Source organism: Actinoplanes sp. TFC3 (assembly GCF_001553785.1).
Classification (GTDB): domain Bacteria; phylum Actinomycetota; class Actinomycetes; order Mycobacteriales; family Micromonosporaceae; genus Actinoplanes.
Genome location: NZ_LOJP01000001.1, coordinates 5,610,281 through 5,628,811 on the forward strand (window position 1 = coordinate 5,610,281; position 18,531 = coordinate 5,628,811).

General features: G+C 69.5%; 26 protein-coding genes. 16 read left to right on the forward strand and 10 right to left on the reverse strand.

The genetic code is table 11. The annotated features are described in order from the left end of the window. The first annotated feature begins 79 nt into the window (after nt 1-79). The 3 genes from TFC3_RS25200 to TFC3_RS25210 are packed head-to-tail and all read left to right on the forward strand — an operon-like array spanning nt 80 to nt 1,889. Nucleotides 80-403: a PadR family transcriptional regulator gene (locus TFC3_RS25200; protein ID WP_067504710.1), complete on the forward strand. Its 324-nt coding sequence runs from the start codon at nt 80-82 to the stop codon at nt 401-403. After that, entirely contained in the window at nt 400-1,206 is an 807-nt protein-coding gene (locus TFC3_RS25205) for an ATP-binding cassette domain-containing protein (RefSeq protein ID WP_067504713.1), read from the forward strand. The genes TFC3_RS25200 and TFC3_RS25205 overlap by 4 nt, the downstream gene beginning before the upstream one ends. Further along, the gene (locus TFC3_RS25210; RefSeq protein WP_067504715.1) at nt 1,203-1,889 is read left to right on the forward strand and encodes an ABC transporter permease; all 687 of its coding nucleotides are present in this window, start codon (nt 1,203-1,205) and stop codon (nt 1,887-1,889) included. The genes TFC3_RS25205 and TFC3_RS25210 overlap by 4 nt, the downstream gene beginning before the upstream one ends. Nucleotides 1,890-1,988: 99 nt before the next feature. Here TFC3_RS25210 and TFC3_RS25215 read toward each other — a convergent pair whose 3' ends face one another. Then, entirely contained in the window at nt 1,989-2,930 is a 942-nt protein-coding gene (locus TFC3_RS25215; RefSeq protein WP_067504718.1) for an SDR family NAD(P)-dependent oxidoreductase, read from the reverse strand. Between the two features lie 60 nt (nt 2,931-2,990). Here TFC3_RS25215 and TFC3_RS25220 point away from each other — a divergent pair, with 60 nt between their 5' ends. Together TFC3_RS25220 and TFC3_RS25225 are read left to right on the forward strand one after the other, a co-directional pair. Next, nucleotides 2,991-4,058, forward strand: a complete 1,068-nt coding sequence (locus tag TFC3_RS25220; protein WP_067504721.1) for an ATP-dependent DNA ligase — start codon at nt 2,991-2,993, stop codon at nt 4,056-4,058. 65 nt (nt 4,059-4,123) lie between these two features. Continuing rightward, nucleotides 4,124-5,674, forward strand: coding sequence for an alpha/beta hydrolase (locus TFC3_RS25225; protein ID WP_153040491.1), 1,551 nt, complete (start codon nt 4,124-4,126; stop codon nt 5,672-5,674). On the opposite strand, the gene TFC3_RS25230 is transcribed toward TFC3_RS25225, so the two are convergent. Beyond that, complete coding sequence (locus tag TFC3_RS25230; protein ID WP_067504725.1) at nt 5,625-6,086, reverse strand: potassium channel family protein; 462 nt, start codon at nt 6,084-6,086, stop codon at nt 5,625-5,627. The two genes, TFC3_RS25225 and TFC3_RS25230, sit on opposite strands and share 50 nt — an antisense overlap. A 17-nt stretch (nt 6,087-6,103) precedes the next feature. Between TFC3_RS25230 and TFC3_RS25235 the strand changes: the two genes are divergently transcribed. Then, nucleotides 6,104-6,565, forward strand: coding sequence for a GNAT family N-acetyltransferase (locus TFC3_RS25235; RefSeq protein ID WP_067504728.1), 462 nt, complete (start codon nt 6,104-6,106; stop codon nt 6,563-6,565). Here TFC3_RS25235 and ligD read toward each other — a convergent pair. From ligD to TFC3_RS25250, 3 genes are all read right to left on the reverse strand, one after another. Further along, nucleotides 6,555-7,574, reverse strand: coding sequence for a non-homologous end-joining DNA ligase (gene ligD, locus TFC3_RS25240; protein ID WP_067504732.1), 1,020 nt, complete (start codon nt 7,572-7,574; stop codon nt 6,555-6,557). The genes TFC3_RS25235 and ligD overlap by 11 nt on opposite strands. Before the next feature lie 75 nt (nt 7,575-7,649). After that, complete coding sequence (locus TFC3_RS25245; RefSeq protein WP_153040384.1) at nt 7,650-8,180, reverse strand: LPXTG cell wall anchor domain-containing protein; 531 nt, start codon at nt 8,178-8,180, stop codon at nt 7,650-7,652. A 91-nt stretch (nt 8,181-8,271) separates the two neighbouring features. Beyond that, a complete protein-coding gene (locus TFC3_RS25250) occupies nt 8,272-8,724 on the reverse strand; it encodes a PH domain-containing protein (protein WP_067504739.1) in 453 nt (150 codons plus the stop codon). Between the two features lie 68 nt (nt 8,725-8,792). On the opposite strand from TFC3_RS25250, the gene msrB reads away from it, so the two are divergent. Continuing rightward, nucleotides 8,793-9,200 (forward strand): peptide-methionine (R)-S-oxide reductase MsrB, encoded by a 408-nt coding sequence (msrB, locus tag TFC3_RS25255; RefSeq protein ID WP_067504743.1) that lies wholly within the window; start codon nt 8,793-8,795, stop codon nt 9,198-9,200. On the opposite strand, the gene TFC3_RS25260 is transcribed toward msrB, so the two are convergent. Continuing rightward, nucleotides 9,193-9,372 (reverse strand): hypothetical protein, encoded by a 180-nt coding sequence (locus tag TFC3_RS25260; RefSeq protein ID WP_067504746.1) that lies wholly within the window; start codon nt 9,370-9,372, stop codon nt 9,193-9,195. The genes msrB and TFC3_RS25260 overlap by 8 nt on opposite strands. 104 nt (nt 9,373-9,476) lie before the next feature. Between TFC3_RS25260 and hemG the strand changes: the two genes are divergently transcribed. Next, complete coding sequence (hemG, locus tag TFC3_RS25265) at nt 9,477-10,874, forward strand: protoporphyrinogen oxidase (protein ID WP_067507532.1); 1,398 nt, start codon at nt 9,477-9,479, stop codon at nt 10,872-10,874. After that, nucleotides 10,871-11,575 (forward strand): hydrogen peroxide-dependent heme synthase, encoded by a 705-nt coding sequence (hemQ, locus tag TFC3_RS25270; RefSeq protein ID WP_067504749.1) that lies wholly within the window; start codon nt 10,871-10,873, stop codon nt 11,573-11,575. Before hemG ends, hemQ begins: the two co-directional genes overlap by 4 nt. Here hemQ and TFC3_RS25275 read toward each other — a convergent pair. Then, the gene (locus TFC3_RS25275; protein ID WP_067504752.1) at nt 11,524-12,006 is read right to left on the reverse strand and encodes a GNAT family N-acetyltransferase; all 483 of its coding nucleotides are present in this window, start codon (nt 12,004-12,006) and stop codon (nt 11,524-11,526) included. The genes hemQ and TFC3_RS25275 overlap by 52 nt on opposite strands. Nucleotides 12,007-12,081: 75 nt before the next feature. On the opposite strand from TFC3_RS25275, the gene TFC3_RS25280 reads away from it, so the two are divergent. The 6 genes from TFC3_RS25280 (at nt 12,082) to TFC3_RS25305 (ending at nt 15,029) form a co-directional block, all read left to right on the forward strand. Continuing rightward, complete coding sequence (locus TFC3_RS25280) at nt 12,082-12,357, forward strand: isoamylase early set domain-containing protein (RefSeq protein WP_067504756.1); 276 nt, start codon at nt 12,082-12,084, stop codon at nt 12,355-12,357. Nucleotides 12,358-12,428: 71 nt separating this feature from the next. Continuing rightward, nucleotides 12,429-13,034 (forward strand): NAD(P)H:quinone oxidoreductase, encoded by a 606-nt coding sequence (wrbA, locus tag TFC3_RS25285; RefSeq protein ID WP_067504759.1) that lies wholly within the window; start codon nt 12,429-12,431, stop codon nt 13,032-13,034. Between the two features lie 96 nt (nt 13,035-13,130). Further along, nucleotides 13,131-13,337, forward strand: a complete 207-nt coding sequence (locus TFC3_RS25290) for a DUF397 domain-containing protein (RefSeq protein WP_067504761.1) — start codon at nt 13,131-13,133, stop codon at nt 13,335-13,337. Between the two features lie 44 nt (nt 13,338-13,381). Then, entirely contained in the window at nt 13,382-13,630 is a 249-nt protein-coding gene (locus TFC3_RS25295) for a hypothetical protein (protein ID WP_067504765.1), read from the forward strand. 36 nt (nt 13,631-13,666) lie between these two features. Further along, the gene (locus TFC3_RS25300) at nt 13,667-14,464 is read left to right on the forward strand and encodes a thymidylate synthase (protein ID WP_067507535.1); all 798 of its coding nucleotides are present in this window, start codon (nt 13,667-13,669) and stop codon (nt 14,462-14,464) included. Between the two features lie 85 nt (nt 14,465-14,549). Then, nucleotides 14,550-15,029 carry a dihydrofolate reductase gene (locus tag TFC3_RS25305; RefSeq protein WP_236718310.1) on the forward strand — a complete coding sequence of 160 codons (480 nt, stop codon included), beginning with the start codon at nt 14,550-14,552 and terminating at the stop codon, nt 15,027-15,029. Here the strand turns inward: TFC3_RS25305 and hemE are convergent. Continuing rightward, nucleotides 14,995-16,023: a uroporphyrinogen decarboxylase gene (gene hemE, locus TFC3_RS25310; protein WP_369819651.1), complete on the reverse strand. Its 1,029-nt coding sequence runs from the start codon at nt 16,021-16,023 to the stop codon at nt 14,995-14,997. The two genes, TFC3_RS25305 and hemE, sit on opposite strands and share 35 nt — an antisense overlap. A gap of 86 nt (nt 16,024-16,109) precedes the next feature. Between hemE and TFC3_RS25315 the strand changes: the two genes are divergently transcribed. Beyond that, nucleotides 16,110-16,679, forward strand: coding sequence for a DUF3000 domain-containing protein (locus TFC3_RS25315; protein WP_067504774.1), 570 nt, complete (start codon nt 16,110-16,112; stop codon nt 16,677-16,679). On the opposite strand, the gene TFC3_RS25320 is transcribed toward TFC3_RS25315, so the two are convergent. Together TFC3_RS25320 and TFC3_RS25325 are read right to left on the reverse strand one after the other, a co-directional pair. Beyond that, entirely contained in the window at nt 16,651-17,415 is a 765-nt protein-coding gene (locus TFC3_RS25320) for a YdcF family protein (RefSeq protein ID WP_067504777.1), read from the reverse strand. The genes TFC3_RS25315 and TFC3_RS25320 overlap by 29 nt on opposite strands. Continuing rightward, nucleotides 17,396-18,403, reverse strand: coding sequence for a S1C family serine protease (locus TFC3_RS25325; protein ID WP_067504781.1), 1,008 nt, complete (start codon nt 18,401-18,403; stop codon nt 17,396-17,398). The genes TFC3_RS25320 and TFC3_RS25325 overlap by 20 nt, the downstream gene beginning before the upstream one ends. Nucleotides 18,404-18,531: the final 128 nt, after the last annotated feature.

The window sequence follows — 18,531 nt, forward strand, 5'->3', positions numbered from 1 at the left end:
AAGCAACCAACAACACCATCGATGGCCGCGGGCAATGGCCGGAACGAGGTGACTAGGTAGTGGTGCTACCTTGTGCGGCGTGGAGCGACGGCAGCAATGGCTCAGGGGCGTGCTCGACCTGTGCGTGCTCGGCGCGCTCGCGCACGGGGAGTCCTATGGCTATGAGATCGGTCAGCGCCTCGAGAAGAGCGGCCTCGGCCCGATCGCCGGCGGCACTCTCTACCCCGCGCTGCTCCGCCTGGAGCGACTCGGGTTGGTGCTCTCCGACTGGCGGGCCGGCACGAGCGGCCCGGCGCGCAAGTATTACCGGCTCAGCAATGAGGGCACGGCGACGCTGCGGCAGGCGTCGGCCGACTGGGCCGTGTTCGTCAGCAACGTCACCGCAATCATGGAGGTTCCATGACAGTCGAGGACTGGCTCGCCGCGCTCGCGGCCGAATTGCACCGCCGCCGGATCGACCCGGCCGAGGTGGTCGCCGAGGCGGCCGCCCACCTGCGCGACAGCGGACGCCCTCCGATGGAGGTCTTCGGGCCGCCAACCGCCTATGCCGTCACGGTCGTGGACAGCATCCGGGGCACTGCGCCGCCGCGCGATCGCGGTGCGCCCCGCTTACAGGCCAGCAACATCAGCAAACGGTACGGCCGCACAACCGTCCTCACCGGCGTGAACCTGAGCGTCCACGCGGGCGAGGCAGTGGCCGTCATCGGCGGTAACGGTTCGGGCAAAAGCACCTTCCTGCGCATCTGCGCCGGGCTGGACTCCCCCGACGAGGGTCAGGTCCGCCTCCGCGGCACGATCGGGTACTGCCCGCAGGACGGAGGCACCGCCGGCTTTCTCACCCCGGACGAGCACTTCGTGCTGGTGGGCGCGGGGCGGGGCATTCGCCGCACAGCCTCGATAGCGCAGGGCCGGACGGCGGCCGCAGCCCTCGACTGGCCGCGGGGGCACGCAGCCAAGCCAGCCCGGCACCTGTCCGGCGGCACGCGGCAGAAGCTCAACCTGGTGCTGGCCGGGCTGGGCGATCCCGATGTACTGCTGCTCGACGAGCCGTATCAGGGCTTCGACAACGGCAGCTACCTGGACTTCTGGCAGCAGGTGTGGCAGTGGCGCGACGCCGGCAAGGCGATCGTCGTGGTAACTCACCGGTTGGCCGAATTGGACCGTGCCGACACCGTGCTCGATCTGTCCCCGAGGAACCAACGATGAACCGCATTCTGGTCGTCGCCGAGATGGCGCTGCGCGAGATCGTCCGCCGGCGCGGGGTGCTCCTGCTGCTGGTCCTGCTGCCGCTGCTCTTCTACTACAGCCGCCGCGATGAGGCCTATTGGCAGTCGGTGCGCATGGTGACGCTCGGCATCGGGTTCACGCTGAGCACCGCAGCGCTGTTCGCCGGCATGGGTGCGCGGACGATGGATCCGCGCTTGCGGTTGTCCGGCTACTCGGCTTCACAGCTTTACCTCGGTCGGCTGGTGGCGTTGTGGGCGGTGGGGTGCACGGTGTGCGTGCCGTTCTTCCTACTGATCCGATTGGACATCGACCACGTGCGGTACGAGGCTGTCGTCCTGCTCATGGCGCTGACGGTGGCGGTGTCGGCGCCGCTCGGGCTCGCGGTCAGTGCGCTGCTGCCGCGCGAGTTGGAGGGCATGCTCGTGCTGCTGTCCGTGGTGTGCCTGCAGATACTGCTCAACCCGGACAAGACGGTGGCACACGTGTTGCCGTTCTGGTTCTCGCGCGAGATCGGCACGTACGCGATCGAGCACGACGCGGGCACCGGCTACGTAACCCGGGGATGCCTGCACGCCGCGATCACCTTCGCCGTCCTCCTGATCCTGGTCGGAGGGCTGTCGTCGATCCGCCTACGCAGGCGGGCCCACCTGTCAACGGCGTAACCCGGCCCAGCCCAGCGCAGACACCTCAACGGCGTAACCCGGTTCAGCCCAGCGCAGACATTTCAACGGCGTAACCCGGCTCAGCCCAGCGCAGACACCTCAACGGCGTAACCCGAACCGGCGCAACGCCAGCGCCGCCACACCGCTAACCGCAACCGCCCCCGCGGCAGCGAACCCGCCCCGCCCCAACCGCAGCGGGCCCCCTTCAACGCGCGGCTGAGGCTGGTACACGTTTCCGGTACCGGGCGGCGTGCGCTTCTGGGACAGGCCGAGCCGGCTCATCATCGGGCCGACCAGCACGTCGTACACCGGCGGCAGGACCGTGAAGCCGAACTCGGTGAAGCGGTTGGCCAGGCCCACCGACAGCTCGCCACGCGGCTTGTCGGCAAGGCGCACCACGGCGGCGCCCATGCGTTCGGCAGTGTCGACCGGGGGCGGCGGGCGACCCACGAAGCCGGCGTAGTTCGCGGCACTGGTGTAGATGGGCGTGTCCACGCTGCCCGGCACGAGCTGGCAGATGTGGATGTTCTTGTTGTCGCGAGTTTCCTGGCGCAGCGTGCGAACCAACCCGCGGGCACCCCACTTGGCGGTCGCATACGAGGACATGTAGGGCGCGGTGATGTGTGCGAGCAGGGAACTGGACAGGATGAGCGTTCCGTGGCCCTGGGCTCGGAACACGCGCAGCGCGGCTCGGGCTACGTTTGCGGTGCCCAACAGGTCCGTGCTGACCACCTTGTCGAAAACCTGGGGCGGGACGTCTTCGAAACGGCCGTACGCCATCACCGCCGCCGAGTCGGCCCAGACGTCGATGCGGCCGAACTGTTCGACCGCCACCTCGGCGAGTTCTTCGACTTCGCTGCGCACGCCGATGTCGGTGGGTACGACAACCGCCGCTCCCCCGCACTGCGCCGCAACCCGTTCGAGCCCGGCCAGCCCCCGCACGGCGAGCACAACCTTGTCCCCTCGCCTGGCAAAAGCGAGCGCGGCAGCCCGGCCGATTCCGCTTGAAGCCCCGGTCAACACCACCACACGCGTTTTCATGGCCCCCTTCTACCCGCGATCCGATGGCGTGAACACGGCGTGAGCAGGGAGACTGTCGGCATGGACCTGCCGATCAATCCGCCTGTCAAGCCGATGCTCGCCAAGCCGGTCGCCGACATCCCATCGGGGCAGCTCTACGAGCCCAAGTGGGACGGTTTCCGCTCGATCATCTTCCGCGACGGGGCCGAGGTGGAGATCGGCAGCCGCAACGAGAAACCGATGACCCGCTACTTCCCCGAGGTCGTGGAGGCTGTGCTGGCCAACTTCCCGGAACGCGCGGTCATCGACGGCGAAGTGATCGTCGCCGACACCGAGCGCAACACCCTGGACTTCGAGGCCCTGCAGCAGCGCATCCATCCCGCCGCGAGCCGGGTCAAGCTGCTCTCCGAGACCACCCCGGCCGCGTTCGTCGCCTTCGACTTGCTGGCGCTGGGTGACGAGGATCTGAGCGAGCGGCCGTTCGCCGAGCGCCGGGCCCGGCTGGTCGAGGCGCTGGCCGGCGCCAAGCCTCCGGTCTACGTCACCCCGGCCACCGATGACCTGGACACCGCGCGGCGCTGGTTCGCCGAGTTCGAGGGCGCCGGGCTCGACGGGCTGATCGCCAAGGGCAAGGATCTGGGCTATGAGCCGGACAAGCGGGTCATGACCAAGATCAAGCACAAACGTACGGCGGACTGCGTCGTGGCCGGTTATCGCGTGCACAAATCGGCCGAGAACCGGATTGGTTCGCTGCTCCTCGGGCTTTACGACGAGCGCGACGTGCTGGTTTCTGTCGGCGTGATCGGCTCGTTCCCGATGAAGGTGCGCGAGGAGTTGTTCGTCGAGATGCAGCACCTGGTCACCACGTTCGACCAGCACCCGTGGAACTGGGCCGCGCACGAGTCGGGTGAGCGCACCCCGCGCAAGAACGAGGTGAGCCGCTGGAACGCCGGCAAGGACCTCTCGTTCATCCCGTTGCGCCCGGAACGCGTGGTCGAGGTGCGTTACGACTACATGGAAGGCGAACGCTTCCGCCACACCGCGCAGTTCGAGCGCTGGCGCCCCGACCGCGAGCCCCGCACGTGCACGTACGAGCAGCTCGAACGCCCGGTCCGCTTCCAGCTGGCGGATGTCCTGACGAGCCGCTGACCACGAGGGCAGCGGGCGGCGCGTAGCCTCGTGGCGTGAGTCGCACCTTGTCGCGTACCCCCCGCATGGTTCTGGCCGCGATGGCCGTGACGGTCATCGCGACCGCTGGTTGCACGCTGCCGGCGTTCGCGCCCGAGGATGACAGCGCCGCGCCCGGCACCAGCGCAGGCAGCGCGCCCCCGGCCGTGCCCGGCACCCAGGCCCAGTGGACGCCGTGCCCGGAGGTGCCGCAGAAACTTGTCGGTCAGGGCGCTTCCGGCATGGCCTATGACTGCGCCTCGGTCGCGGTGCCGCAGGATTGGAACGCCCCGCAGGGCGGCAAGACGTACACCGTCGCCATGATCCGCGTCCGCTCGGAGGACCAGACCGACCGGGTCGGCTCGCTGCTGATCAACCCCGGCGGTCCGGGCGGTTCGGGCATCGAGTTGGCCATCTACCTCTCGTATGGTCAGACGCTCGGCGGGCTGCCCACCGAGATCACCAACAAGTTCGACATCATCGGCTTCGACCCGCGCGGGGTGGGCCGCTCCAGCCCGGTCAAGTGCATCAGCAACGCCGACCAGGACGCCTCGTTCGCGATGGAGCCCGACCCGGCCTCGGAGGAGGCATTCCAGCAGGCCGTCGCGCTGAACCAGCGGATCGGCAACGAGTGCGGCCGCAAGTACGGCGATCAGCTCACCAACTTCAGCACCGAGCAGGCCGCGCACGACATGGACGCGATCCGCACCGCCGTCGGGGATCAGAAGACCACCTACCTCGGTTTCTCGTACGGCACCCTGCTCGGTGCCACCTACGCGCAACTGTTCCCGGACAAGGTCCGCGCGCTGGTGCTCGACGGCGCGGTGGACCCGAAGCTGGACACCATCGCCTCCTCGGAGACCCAGGCCAAGGGCTTCGAGCGGGCGTTCACCAACTTCACCACCTGGTGCAAGGCCAACGCGACCCGCTGCCCGATCTCCGCCGACCCGCGCAAGGCGGTGACCGACGCACTGGCCAAGGCGCAGGCGTCGCCGTTGAAGGGCACCGACGGGCGCGAGGCCACCTCGGGCTGGGTGTTCCTGTCGGTGATCTCGTCGTTGTACACCGAGACCGGCTGGGTGCGCCTGGCCCGTGCAATCGATGACCTGCAAGGCGGCAACCCGGAGGGTGTCTTCGACCTTGCCGACGAATACGCCGACCGCAAGCCGGACGGTAGCTACTCCAACCTGTTCGACGCCAACTACACGGTGAACTGTGCGGACTCCGCCGAGACGCTGACCATCGACCGGATCCGCCAGTTGCAGAGCGACTGGCGTAAGAAGTACCCGCTGTTCGGCGCGTCCATGGCGGTGGGCATGATGCCGTGCGTCTTCTGGCCGGCCAAGCGCGATCCGTACCCCACCGGCACGGCCAACGGCGCGCCGCCGATCGTGGTCGTGGGCACCACCGGGGACCCCGCAACGCCGTACGAGAACACCGCGCACCTGGCCGGCATGCTCGGCACCGGGCACGTGCTCACCTGGGAGGGCGAGGGCCACACCGCGTACCCGAGTACGAGCTGCATCGTGACCGCCGTGGACCGCTACCTCATCGATCTCCAGGTGCCCCAGCAGGGCCTGAGGTGTCCCGCGCGCTGATGCCCTCGCGTTCGGCCAGTTCCTCCAGGAGCTGGCGGACGCGGCGCAGGTTGTGCTTGAGCTCCTCCTGCTCCTCGTGCTGGAACGCGTCGTGGTCGACGATCAGCTTGCTGGCGAAGTGAGCCGTGATCAGCGGCACCACGACCAGCACCATGACCGAGATGAGCACCGCCGCCATCAGCCGGCCCTGCCACGTCTCGGGTGAGATGTCGCCGTACCCGACGGTCGAGGCGGTCACCACGGCCCACCACACCGCATCGCCGTAGGACGCGTTGTCCTCGAAGCCGTGGTAGAGCACACTGCACACCGCAATGAGCATCAGGTACGACAGAATCAACGTCTTCGGCGAGTTGGCGAGCCACACCAGCCCCCGGTACACGGCACGGAACGGCGCGAGAACCATGTGATCCATCGTGGCAATCTGGCGGGGTGAGTGAACCCACCTTCCGGATCGCAAAACGGCCCGACGTACCGATCCTTCTCGACCTGCTGGCCGACGACGACATCACCCGCAGCCGGGGTTTGCGGGCCACCGAGTCCACCGACGCCGCCTGCTGGGCCGCCTTCGAGGCGATCGACGCCGACCCGCGCAACGAGCTGATCGTCATGGAGTTCGACGGCGAGATCGCCGGCACCTGCCAGCTGACCTTCATCCCGGGTCTGAGCCGCGGCGGCGCGGAACGCATGACCATCGAGGCCGTGCGCACCCGCAGCGACCTGCGCGGCCGGGGGCTCGGCGGGAAGCTGATCCGGTGGGCGCTGGATCGGGCGCGCGAACGTGGTTGCGCCATGGCCCAGCTGACCACCGACAAGCGCCGCGGCGACGCGCACCGGTTCTACGCGGCGCTCGGGTTCGAGCAGTCGCACGAGGGCTTCAAGATCAAGCTTTAGGCCGGTCGCGGTCCTTGGAGGGCTGGACGCGCTTGGGCTCACCCGGCATCTTGGGGTGGTCGGGCGGATAGGGCATGTCGCCGAGACCGGCCTGCTCGTCGCGCTCCACCCATTCCAGGAGCGGGCCGAGGTCGTACGAGATGTCGTCGATGCCCTGGTGCGGGTCCTCGATCTTGGCCAGGCGGGCGGGCACCGTTCGCAGGTCGAAGTCATCCGGTTCCACGTCGGGCAGCTCGTCCCAGGTCACCGGGGTGGACACGGTGGCCCGCTCGTTGGCGCGCAGCGAGTAGGCGCAGGCGATCGTGCGGTCGCGGGCCATCTGGTTGTAGTCGAGGAACACCCGCTCGCCGCGTTCCTCCTTCCACCAGGACGTGGTGATCTTGTCCGGGCGGCGGCGTTCCACCTCGCGGGCCAGCGCGATCGCCGCCCGGCGCACCTGGATGAAGGACCACTCGGGCCGGATCCGGGCGTAGACGTGCACCCCGCGACCGCCGGAGGTCTTCGGGTAGCCGGTCCAGCCGAGGTCGGCCAGCACCTCGCGGACCACCTGGGCGGTGCTGATCACGTCGCCGAAGTCGGTGCCCGGCTGCGGGTCGAGGTCAATGCGCAGCTCATCCGGGTTGTCGGGGGCGGCGGCGCGCACCGGCCAGGCGTGGAACACGACAGTGCCCATCTGCGCGGCCCAGGCCACGTGCGCGAGGTCGGCCGGGCAGAGCTCCTCGGCCGTGCGCCCGCTGGGAAAAGTGATCTCCGCCTTCTGCACCCAGGCCGGCACCCCGCGGGTGGAGATGCGCTTCTGGAAGAACATCTCGCCGTCGATGCCGTCGGGGAACCGCTGCAGCGTGGTCGGCCGGTTGTGCAGGGCGCGCATGATGCCGTCGCCGACCGCCAGGTAGTAGTCGAAAACGTCCCGCTTGGTGTAGCCCTTCGCGGGGAAGCACACCTTGTCGGGGCTGGTCAGGCGCACGGGATGCCCCGCGACCTCGATCTCTTCGGCGGGCTTGGCCATGCCAAGACCATAATCCGGCAACGGCCACGGCCGCCCGCCCGGAAACCGGGTGAACGGCCGTGTCGGAAAAAAGCGTCAGGCGCGACGGCGACGCGACGCGACAACCGCGCCCGCCCCACCGGCGAGCAGGACCGCACCGATGGCCAGAGTCGTGCCCATCGGCGCGCCGGTCAGCGGCAGGGTGCCGCCCGCGCTCACGCCGCCACCCGGGGTGCTCTTGCTCGGGGTCGGCGAGGCCGGCGGGGAGGTCTCCGGGCTCTCGCCGCCCGGCGGGACGGTGTCGACGCTGGCGCTCGGCGTCGGCGTCGACGAGCTCGGTGAACTCGGCGACGGGGTCGGCGAGGTGGACGGGCTCTCGCCGCCGTAGCCGGGGTTGCCCCGGGTCGGGCTGGTGGCGTTGTCGTTCGGCGCTTCGCTGCCGTAGCCGCCGCAGTCCTCGTCACGCTCGCCGTTGGCGCACGGAGTCGTCATGACGGCGGGGTTGATGGCGCGGGCCGCAGCGTCGTTACCGGTGGCCGCGGCGGGCGCTCCGGTGAGAGCCAGGGCAGCGAAAGCGGTGACGCCGGCAACGGGCAGGCCCGCAGCCAAACGGCGCGTCAAACTCATGAGGAGAATCCGTTCTGTAGCCTTTTGGTGCCATTGGTCCGGAGGAGTTTAGCGCCTTGCGTCCCTTTTGCGCGAAGCGCCCCAGGGTCTCTTACGTTGGAACTCCGCCGAATCTGTGACTCCGCCAGAGATGGGCGAGGGCGGAAACCTTCTGCTCGAAGCGCGGGTCGGCGGCGAAGAATTCACCGCTGTACGGCGCCCGCAGTTGCACACTTGTTCCGGAGTTGAGGTACACGGAGACCACCGTGCGGGCCCCTCGGCGCTCGGCGCGCAGATCCACGACCTGGCTCCACGGCTGGGTACCGGCTCCGAACGGCGTCACGGTCCGGATGCCGGCCGCGGTGATCTCGGTGCCGACCCGGCGGCGCAGCAGCTCAGCGGCGAACACGGCGGTTACCGGCGGGCCGAACACGAGCAGCGGCCACAGCCAGGCGACCCCGACGACCAGCGCCGTCGCCAGCAGGACGACAGCGCCGAGCGCGCCGAGAATCAGAGCCCGGCCGAGCGCCTGGTGCCAGGTGGGCCGGAAGTGTGCGGCTTCCATGCGGTGCTCAACGGCGAGTGACCCGGAGCACGCCGCACCGGGGGTGCGCCGCGACGTACCGTGGGGGCATGGCTGCTGATGAGACCACCCTGCCCACCACCGAGGACGAGTGGCGGGTCCGCCTCACCCCCGACGAGTTCCGCGTGCTGCGCCAGGCGGGCACCGAGCGGCCCTGGTCCGGTGAGTATGTGGACACCAAGACCGCCGGCATGTACCAGTGCCGGGCCTGCGGGGCCGAGCTCTACCCGAGTGACACCAAGTTCGATTCGCACTGCGGGTGGCCGTCGTTCGACGACGCCATCCCGGGCGCCGTCAAGGAGATCGACGACGTCAGCCTGGGCATGGTGCGCACCGAGATCCGCTGCGCACGCTGCGACAGCCACCTGGGCCACGTGTTCCGGGGCGAGATGATGACGCCCAAGAACACGCGGCACTGCGTCAACAGCCTGTCGATCCGGCTGGATCCCGCTAGCTGACCGGCTTGGGCTGGGTGGCCCACCACTCGGACGGGATCATTTCGTAGACCTCCTGGGCGAGGTCCTTGAGGTGATCGCCGGTCGCATGCCCGTGGTGGGCATCCGCCAGACCCTGAAGACGCACGTACCACTCGGCGAGCTGCTCGATGGTGACGGAGACCTGATAGTCCATGCGCCCAGCGTAGTAGTTTCCGCGCGGACGTCGACCCTGCCTCGCCGGTCACAGAGAAGGACCCCGCTAGTGGGTCAAGGGCGCGACCTGACAGTGTGGAGAGCGTGCGAAAGCGGGTAGCGGTCATCGGCGGCGGAATTGCCGGGCTGGCCGCGGCGGTCCGGATCCGGGACCGAGCGCCGGACAACACCGAGATCATCGTGTACGAGCAAAGCGGCCGTCTCGGCGGCAAGCTGCACACCGGCGAGCTGGCCGGCGCCCGGGTCGAGCGGGGCGCCGAGTCCATGCTGATGAGCGCCCCCGACGGCGGTGAGTCCGCGGCGATCCACTTCGTGCGGCGCCTCGGTCTGGACCGCAGAATCATGCACCCGGCCCCGATCCCGGCCGCGCTGGCCATCGCCGGCGGTCTCGAGCGCATCCCGGGCGGCACGCTCGTCGGCGTGCCCGGCGATCTCAGCATGCTCGGCACCGTGGCCCGCCCCGCCCCGGGCGCCGACCGCGACCAGGGCCGCCCGCTGCTCGCCGAGGGCGAGGACATCGCCGTGGGTGAGCTGGTCCGCGCGCGCTACGGCGACGAGGTGGCCGATCGCCTGGTGGACCCGATGCTCGGCGGTGTCTACGCCGGACGCGCCGACCGGCTGTCGCTGGCCACCACGATGCCGGCCCTGGCTCGCACCGCCCGGGTCGAGCACACGCTCGCCGGTGCCGTCCGTGCCGCGCAAGCCGCCTCCGTACGCGTGCCCGGCCGGCCGGTTTTCGCCGCGCTCACCGGCGGCATGAGCAGCCTAATCGGCGCGGCGGCGGCCGCCAGTGGAGCCCGGATCAGCCTCGGCCTGCCGGTCCGCGAGATCACCAGGACCAGGCACGGCTGGCGGCTGCTGCTCGGTCCGGTGCCCGCCCCGCAGACCGATGACGTGGACGCGGTGGTGCTCGCCGTGCCCGCCGCCCCGGCCGCCCGCCTGCTGTCCGGCGTCGACCTGAACGCGGCAGCCGGCATCGAGGTGTTGAGTTACGCGTCGGTTGCGCTGGCCGCGTTCGCGTTCGCCCCGGGCACCGAGTTGCCCGAGCTGTCCGGGTTCCTGGTGCCCCCGAGCGAGGGCACACTGGTCAAGGCGGCCACCTTCTTCACCCGCAAATGGCCGGCCGTGGCCGGCTCGGAGGGGCCGGTGGTCGTACGCGTGTCGCTGGGCCGGGCCGGCGAGGAGGAGCGGCTGCAGCATGACGACGCCGTGCTGACCGCCACCGCACACGCCGAGCTGGGCCGGCTGCTGGGCCGCGAGCTGCCCGCGCCGGTCGGCACCTGGCTGCAGCGCTGGGGTGGCGGGCTGCCGCAATACGCGCCCGGCCACCTCGACCGGGTGGCGCTGGCCCGCGCGGCCCTCGGTGAGCATCCCGGGCTGGCCCTGGCCGGTGCCGCGTACGACGGCGTCGGCGTGCCGGCGTGCGTGGCCAGCGGCGAGAAGGCCGCCGACGACGTCCTGAAACACCTGGAGGAGCGATGAGCGAACAGCAGTCAAACGCTGCCCGGATCAACGAGCTGAACGCCACGATCCGCTACACCATGTGGTCGGTCTTCAAGGCCACCACGCCGTTACCGGCCCTGCGCGACGAGCTCAGCGGCGAGGTCGACACCCTGTTCGAGCAGCTTGCCGGCAAGGACGTCACGATCCGGGGCACGTACGACGTCTCCGGGCTGCGCGCCGACGCCGACGTGATGGTGTGGTGGCACTCCAGCTCGTCCGACGCGCTGCAGGACGCCTACGGGCTGTTCCGCCGCACCGCCCTGGGCCGGCACCTGAGCCCGGTCTGGTCGCAGATGGCGCTGCACCGCCCGGCCGAGTTCAACAAGAGCCACCTGCCCGCGTTCCTGGCCGACGAGCAGCCGCGGCCGTACATCTGCGTCTATCCGTTCGTGCGCTCCTACGAGTGGTACCTGCTGCCGGACGAGGAGCGCCGGGCCATGCTGGCCGAGCACGGCAAGATGGCGCGCGGCTACCCCGACGTGCGGGCCAACACGGTGGCCTCGTTCGCGCTCGGCGACTTCGAGTGGATCCTCGCGTTCGAGGCCGACGAGCTGCACCGCATCGTCGACCTCATGCGTGACCTGCGCGCCTCCACGGCCCGCCGGCATGTGCGCGAGGAAGTGCCGTTCTACACCGGTCGCCGCCGCTCGCTCACCGAACTCGTGGCCAACCTCCCTTGAGGACGAGCCATCGGTACGTGGGGGATGCCGTCCTCCACGTACCGCGGCCCGGACTCGGTGAAGCCGAACTTGGCGTAGAAGCCGGTCAGGTGCGCCTGGGCGTCCAGCACGCTCGGGCGGTTGCCGATGATGGTCAGCGCGTGCTCCATCAGCCGGCTGCCGTAACCACCCTTACGCGCCGCCCGAGCCGTGACGACACGCCCGATGCGCTCGGTGTCGCCATCGTCGAGAATTCGTAGATACGCCAGGATCTTGTCGTCGCGGCTCAGCCACACGTGCCGGGTGCCGGGCTCGGCGTCCCGGCCGTCCAGTTCGGGATAGGGGCACTGCTGCTCCACCACGAAGACGTCGACGCGCAGCTTCAGGATCGCGTACAGGGTGGTGCTGCTGAGGTCACGGAAAGAGGTGACCCGGAACTCCTCGGGGTGCATCAGAAGATTTTACGGCGTCACTTTTCGTACCCTCAGGCGTTGGCTCGACAGGAGCCCTGTTCCCTGGGAGCGCAAATGATCAAGCGGAGCAAGTTGTTCGGCAACAAGACCCGGGTCACGTTCTGCCTGCCCCAGGACAGTCCGGCCGGGTCGGTCAGCGTGGTCGGCACGTTCAACGACTGGGTGCCGGGCACGCACGAGCTCAAGGTCCGCAAGGACGGCACCCGGACGGTCACGCTGAACCTGGCGCCCGGACATCACCAGTTCCGCTACCTGGCCGCGGGCGGCGTCTGGCTCGACGACGAGCACGCCGACCGGATCGGCCCGCAGGGCAGCGAACTCGTTCTCTGACGTTTCACCAGCACCGCCACGGGAACGCACCGGGTTAGTTGACGTTACAAACAACTACGGAAGGTGCTCACGTGGCGAACGTGAAACTGGCGATCATTTACTACTCGTCCACCGGCACGATCCACGGCATGGCCGAGCGGCTCCAGCAGGCCGGGGAGAAGGCCGGCGCGGAGGTTCGCCTGCGTCAGGTTGCCGAGCTGGCACCGCGGGAGGCGATCGCCTCGAACGCGGCCTGGAGCCAGCACTTCGACCGGACCAAGGACGAGCCCAAGGCCACCGCGGATGACGTGGTGTGGGCCGACGCGGTGCTGTTCGGCAGCCCGACCCGGTACGGCAACATCGCCAGCCAGCTCAAGCAGTTCCTCGACACGCTCGGCCCGCAGTGGGCGCAGGGCCAGCTGGCCAACAAGGCGTACGCCGGCTTCACCGCCAGCCAGACCGCGCACGGTGGCCAGGAGTCGACGCTGCTCGCCCTGTACAACACGATCCATCACTTCGGCGGCATCGTGGTGGCCCCCGGCTACACCGACCCGCTCAAGTTCGCCGACGGCAACCCGTACGGCGTCTCGCATGTCACCGGCGCGGCAAACGACGCCCCCTTGACCGACGCCGAGTACGCGGCGCTGGACCACATGGCCACCCGCATCGTGACCATCGCCGGCAAGATCAAGGACTGAGCGCTACTCACGGGTCTTACTCAAACAGGCGACGGCGGGCGATTCGAGTCTCCCGCCGTCGTCTCGTGCCCCCGACTGGATGGCACACTGTGCGCCGTGGTCAAGAAGTTCGAAGCAAACTTGAGCGGCGCGGTCTGGCGTCGCAGCGCGGTGTCCGACGGCGCGGCTGTCGAGGTGGCACTGCTGGACAACGGCGTGGCGGTACGCGACTCCCGCACCCCCGAAGGTGACGTCCTGTTCTTCACCCCCGCCGAGTGGGACGCCTTCGTCGGAGGCGCCAAAGACGGAGAATTCGACCTTTAGCGAATTGAACCCGAACAAGGCTCATTTCCCGTTACCTTTGGGGCATGAGCGCATACGAGGGTTCTGAGCTGCTGAAGAAAGTGGAGCGGTACGAGGCTGCCGTCAAGGAGCTGCAGGCCGCTCATGAGGACGTCAAGGGCGTTCTGATCGAGGCCATCCTGTTCGACCGCTGGCAGACGCTCGGCGAGCAGCTCGGCTTCCAGGCCGAGGCGCCCCGCAAGGAGGAGCCGAACCGCGACCTTGCCCAGCTCAACCAGCAGATCTCGGCAATGAGCGACGCCTGGTCCCGCTGACGCAGGCCGGCCCGGCGCGGTAGTAGCGTGTCGGCCATGGTCGACACCCAGTACGAACAGCTGCTGCGCCGCGTTCTGGAAACCGGCATCCCCAAGGCTGACCGCACCGGCACCGGCACGGTCAGTCTCTTCGGGGAACGGCTGCGCTACGACCTGTCCCAGGGCTTCCCGCTGGTCACCACCAAGCGGGTGCACTTCAAGTCGGTAGCCGTCGAGTTGCTCTGGTTCCTGCGCGGCGACAGCAACGTGCAGTGGCTGCGCGAGCAGGGCGTGACCATCTGGGACGAGTGGGCCGACGCCAACGGCGAGCTGGGCCCGGTCTACGGCAAGCAGTGGCGCTCCTGGCCCACCCCGGACGGCGGCCATGCGGACCAGATCACCGACCTGCTCGCCACCCTCAAACATGACCCGGACTCGCGGCGCATGATCGTGTCGGCGTGGAACGTGTCGCAGTTGCCCGAGATGGCCCTGGCCCCCTGTCACGCGATGTTCCAGTTCTACGTCGCCGACGGCCGCCTGTCCTGCCAGCTCTATCAGCGCAGCGCCGACATGTTCCTCGGCGTGCCGTTCAACATCGCCAGTTACGCCCTGCTCACCCACCTGATCGCGGCGCAGACCGGCCTGATCCCCGGCGACTTCATCTGGGTCGGCGGTGACTGCCACATCTACAACAACCACTTCGACCAGGTACGCGAACAGCTCACCCGCAACGCCCACGAGTTCCCGAAGCTGGAAGTCGCCCCGGCGCCTTCGCTGTTCGACTACAAGTTCGAGGACTTCTCGCTGGTGAACTACCTTCACCACGCGGCCCTGCGCGCCCCCGTCGCGGTATGACCGGTCGCACCGGAACTGCGCCGCGCGTTGCGGCCCGCGGAGAGCAAGGGGTGAGGGCCGTGAGGGCATGCCCAGGGGGCACAGAGTGATCCGGCTCATTTGGGCTGAGGCCCGTAACCGGGTGATCGGGAACGACGGCGGGATCCCGTGGCGGGTGCCGGGTGAGCAGAAGATCTTCAAGGACCGCACGATGGGCGGCACCGTGGTCATGGGCCGGGCCACCTGGGACTCGCTGCCCGAGCGGTTCCGGCCGCTGCCCGGGCGCCGCAACGTGGTGCTGAGCCGGCGGCCCGGCTGGTCCGCCGAGGGTGCCGAGGTGCTGGGTTCGGTTGACGAGCTGCTGGCCGGGCTCGACGACTTCTGGGTGATGGGCGGTGCCGAGATCTACACCGCCCTGCTCCCGCATGCCGGGCACATTGTTCGTACCCGTATCGATCTTGATGTTGTGGGTGACACCTACGCGCCGCAGTTGGACCCCGGCTGGGTTGTGCAGAGCGCGCAGCAGCATCCGCAGTTCGTGGTCGAGGACCTCAGACGGAGTGGATCAGCTCCACCAGCCGGGTGAGCACGTCCGGGTCGGTCTCGGGCATGACGCCGTGACCCAGGTTGAACACGTGACCCCGGGCCGCCTTGCCCTGCTCCAGCACGCGGCGGGCCTCACGCTCGACAACCTCCCAGGGCGCGAACAGCACCGCCGGGTCGAGGTTGCCCTGCACCGAATGGTCCGGCCCGACAATCTGCGCGGCCCGGTCCAGCGGGGTCCGCCAGTCCACGCCCACGACGTCCGCGCCGGCCTCGCCCATGGCCTCCAGCAGCAGCCCGGTGCCCACGCCGAAGTGGATGCGCGGCACCCCTGCTTCGGCTAGCCCGCCCAGCACCCGCGAGGAGTGCGGCAGGACGTACTGCCGGTAGTCGGCCTCGGACAGCGCCCCGGCCCACGAGTCGAACAGCTGCACCGCGCTGACCCCGGCCTCGATCTGCACCTGCAGGAACGTCACCGTGATGCCGGCCAAGCGGTCACACAGCGCGTGCCACAGCTGCGGGTCGCCGTACATCATGGCCTTGGTCTTCAGGTACGTCCGCGACGGCCCGCCCTCGATGAGATAGCTGGCCAGCGTGAACGGCGCCCCGGCGAAGCCGATCAGCGGCGTCGCACCCAGCTCCGGCAGCAGCAGCCGCACCGACTCGGCGACGAAGTCCACAGCTTCCGGCTCCAGCACCGGCAACCCTGCCACGTCATCGGCCGTGCGGATCGGCTCGGCCACCACCGGCCCGGTCCCGGCCACGATGTCCAGGTCCACCCCGGCGGCTGCCAGCGGCACCACGATGTCGCTGAACAGGATCGCCGCATCGACGTCGTGCCGGCGTACCGGCTGCAGCGTGATCTCGGTAACCAGATCGGGCCGGCGGCAGGACTCCAGCATCCCGGCGCCCTGCCGGATCTTGCGGTATTCCGGCAGCGACCGGCCGGCCTGCCGCATGAACCAGACCGGGGTGCGGGGCACGTCCAGCCCGCGACACGCGCGGACGAGAGCGGAATCTGCGGGCAAGTTACTCACCCGCGACATCGTGCCACGTGAGTGAACGCGACCACGCGGCGCGCCGCGCCGCGACACGAGGCAGTGATCGGCATACCCTTCGTTGCATGGCGCCTACGTCCGCTGCCCCCGAGGCGTTCACCCGCGCCGTGGCTGGATTGCGGGCAGCCGCCCCGCGCGAGGAGATCCTCCTGGAGGAGATCGCCGCGCCGCAGCGGCTCGCCCCGTACGGCTTCGCGCTGAGCGCCACCGTGCTGCGCGACGGCGAGGAAGTCGCCAGCGGCCGGCTGATCCTGCTGCACGACCCGGCCGGCCACGACGCCTGGCAGGGCAACCTGCGACTGGTGACGCTGATCACCGCCGAACTGGAATCCGACCTGGCCGGCGACCCGCTGCTGCCCGCCGTCGCCTGGACCTGGCTGACCGACGGCCTGGACCAGCAAAGCGCGGCCTACACGGCGATCGGGGGAACCATCACCCAGACCGCGTCGACCCGCTTCGGCGAGCTCGCCGGTCCCCCGCCCACCGCCGACCTCGAGATCCGCGCCTCCTGGACGCCCACCTCGGACGACCTGGGCGCTCACCTGCAGGGCTGGTGCGCGATGCTGTCGTCCACCGCGGGCCTGCCACCGCCCGGGGTGACCTCGTTCAACCGGCAGCGTGCTTCGGCTCCCTGATCGCAAATTCGCGCCGCAGCCGGGTGTATGTGGCCACGACGTCGTCCGGGATGTCGACGTGCGCCAGGAAGCCCTTGCCGAGCGGGCCGTAGCCGTCCGGGGCAAGCCGGGGAATCTCGCCCATGAGCAGGCTGATCCAGTGGTCCATGTCCCACGGCGCCTCGTCGACGAACACCAGCTCACCGGCGCGCTCGGTCACTCGCGGCCTCGTCCCCGCATAGTTGATAACTTCGGGAGCGGCAACCGCCGCGCCTCCGCCGCCCGGCCTCCCGCTTTCGCCCTCCGGCGCCGGACTCAGCGTCCACACCTGCCGGAAAACCGCATCCATCCGCAATTGCATGGATGCATCCTGCACCAGGATCACCCGTGCCGGCGTCATGCCCGCTTCGCGCAGCACCGCTTCCGCGAGCGTCACATTGTTGCCGCAGTTGGTCGACTCGCGCTCCAGCAGGACCTCGGTGATCCCGTGCTCCCCAGCGAGGTAAGCCGCCATCAAGTCGGCCTCGGTCTCGCCGCGATACCCCGGGACCCGCTCCCGCAGCATCGGCGTCGTGTGCCCCTCGCCACCCACCAGCAGCAGCCGTTCAGCCAACCCGTCCCGTATGAACCCGGCCGCCAGGTCCCATCCGGCAGGCGGGCACCCGCCGAACAGGATCAGTACGTCACTCGGCTTCACCTCGTCGCGCCGCCCCAGAAAGGCGGCCAGCGTGTTGAGGTCAGCAGACGTCGAAGGCATCACACGCGGTCTTGATCGGAATCGCCAGCCCGATCCCCTCGGCGTCGCGGGCCTTCGCCGTGGCCAGCCCGATCACCTGGTCGTCGCCGTTGACCACCGGCCCACCCGAGTTGCCCGGGTTGATCGGCGCGTCGAACTGGATCGAGGGCTCGTCGGAGTCGCCCGGGCGGTACGCGCTCACCACGCCCGTGGTCACCGTGTCCTCCAGCCCCAGCGGGCTGCCCACGACCACGACCTGCTGTCCCGGCTTCACGGTCTCCTTCGCGACGGCCAGCCCCGCGATGTCCTTGTCGGCGCGCAGCTGGGCGATGTCCTTGCTCTTGCTGACCTTGACGATAGTTGCGCTGACCTCGTCCTTGCCGCGTTCCAGGAACACCTTCTTGCTGCCGGACTCCCACACCGACTCCACCACGTGATAGTTCGTCAGCAACGTGGACTGCTTGTCCTTGGTGCCGCCAGACGAAGAGTCGCCGCCGGAAGAATCGCCCACCGCGAAGGCCGTACCGGTGAAGTTGCCCGCCCGCACCCGGAACACGCTGGGCAGCACCGACGACGAGATCGCCTCGGGGTCGAACACGCCGGCGAGCTGCTTCTCCAGCTTCTGCGCCCGGTCGGCAAGCTCGGTCTGCCGCTGCTGCGACGCCGCGAGCTGGCCGTTCAGCCGGCTGTCCGCCCGGTCCAGCCGCCAAGCCATGAAGCCGCCGCCCGCCAGCAACAGCAGGGCCAGGAGGATCGGCAGGAGAAGACTGCGGCGTGGTGGGTCCAGCGGTTCCGAGACCACCGGGTACGCCGGGCCGCCTGTGGAGGACACGAGGTAGGGACCGCCCTCGCGGCGCGCCGGGCGGGGATGGCCGATGCGCGGCGGCGGCGCCGGGGGACGGGCCGCGGTGGCCCATTCGCCGGACGGGTGATCGGGCAGGCTCAGCAGCGGATCCTGCGGTTGCCGGCGCTGACCCGGGCCCCCGAAGGGATCGTACGCAGTGGTCATCCGTCGCAAGCCCTCCGGTTTTTGGACGCGTCCGAGGGGTAGTACGGACGCGAACCAGCTGCGGATGTGCCGGTTGCAGGGTTTTTCTGTAGAGGAAATTGATCGAGCATTCGGCGCGCCGGACCCGG

Excerpts from the sequence above, each read along its gene's own strand:
- TFC3_RS25205 (WP_067504713.1), top strand. The coding sequence starts at position 400 with ATGACAGTCGAGGACTGGCTCGCCGCGCTCGCGGCCGAATTGCACCGC.
- TFC3_RS25210 (WP_067504715.1), top strand. The coding sequence starts at position 1,203 with ATGAACCGCATTCTGGTCGTCGCCGAGATGGCGCTGCGCGAGATCGTC.
- TFC3_RS25215 (WP_067504718.1), bottom strand. The coding sequence starts at position 2,930 with ATGAAAACGCGTGTGGTGGTGTTGACCGGGGCTTCAAGCGGAATCGGC.
- TFC3_RS25220 (WP_067504721.1), top strand. The coding sequence starts at position 2,991 with ATGGACCTGCCGATCAATCCGCCTGTCAAGCCGATGCTCGCCAAGCCG.
- TFC3_RS25225 (WP_153040491.1), top strand. The coding sequence starts at position 4,124 with ATGGTTCTGGCCGCGATGGCCGTGACGGTCATCGCGACCGCTGGTTGC.
- TFC3_RS25230 (WP_067504725.1), bottom strand. The coding sequence starts at position 6,086 with ATGGATCACATGGTTCTCGCGCCGTTCCGTGCCGTGTACCGGGGGCTG.
- ligD (WP_067504732.1), bottom strand. The coding sequence starts at position 7,574 with ATGGCCAAGCCCGCCGAAGAGATCGAGGTCGCGGGGCATCCCGTGCGC.
- TFC3_RS25245 (WP_153040384.1), bottom strand. The coding sequence starts at position 8,180 with ATGAGTTTGACGCGCCGTTTGGCTGCGGGCCTGCCCGTTGCCGGCGTC.
- TFC3_RS25250 (WP_067504739.1), bottom strand. The coding sequence starts at position 8,724 with ATGGAAGCCGCACACTTCCGGCCCACCTGGCACCAGGCGCTCGGCCGG.
- msrB (WP_067504743.1), top strand. The coding sequence starts at position 8,793 with ATGGCTGCTGATGAGACCACCCTGCCCACCACCGAGGACGAGTGGCGG.
- TFC3_RS25260 (WP_067504746.1), bottom strand. The coding sequence starts at position 9,372 with ATGGACTATCAGGTCTCCGTCACCATCGAGCAGCTCGCCGAGTGGTAC.
- hemQ (WP_067504749.1), top strand. The coding sequence starts at position 10,871 with ATGAGCGAACAGCAGTCAAACGCTGCCCGGATCAACGAGCTGAACGCC.
- TFC3_RS25275 (WP_067504752.1), bottom strand. The coding sequence starts at position 12,006 with ATGCACCCCGAGGAGTTCCGGGTCACCTCTTTCCGTGACCTCAGCAGC.
- TFC3_RS25280 (WP_067504756.1), top strand. The coding sequence starts at position 12,082 with ATGATCAAGCGGAGCAAGTTGTTCGGCAACAAGACCCGGGTCACGTTC.
- TFC3_RS25295 (WP_067504765.1), top strand. The coding sequence starts at position 13,382 with ATGAGCGCATACGAGGGTTCTGAGCTGCTGAAGAAAGTGGAGCGGTAC.
- TFC3_RS25300 (WP_067507535.1), top strand. The coding sequence starts at position 13,667 with ATGGTCGACACCCAGTACGAACAGCTGCTGCGCCGCGTTCTGGAAACC.
- TFC3_RS25315 (WP_067504774.1), top strand. The coding sequence starts at position 16,110 with ATGGCGCCTACGTCCGCTGCCCCCGAGGCGTTCACCCGCGCCGTGGCT.
- TFC3_RS25320 (WP_067504777.1), bottom strand. The coding sequence starts at position 17,415 with ATGCCTTCGACGTCTGCTGACCTCAACACGCTGGCCGCCTTTCTGGGG.
- TFC3_RS25325 (WP_067504781.1), bottom strand. The coding sequence starts at position 18,403 with ATGACCACTGCGTACGATCCCTTCGGGGGCCCGGGTCAGCGCCGGCAA.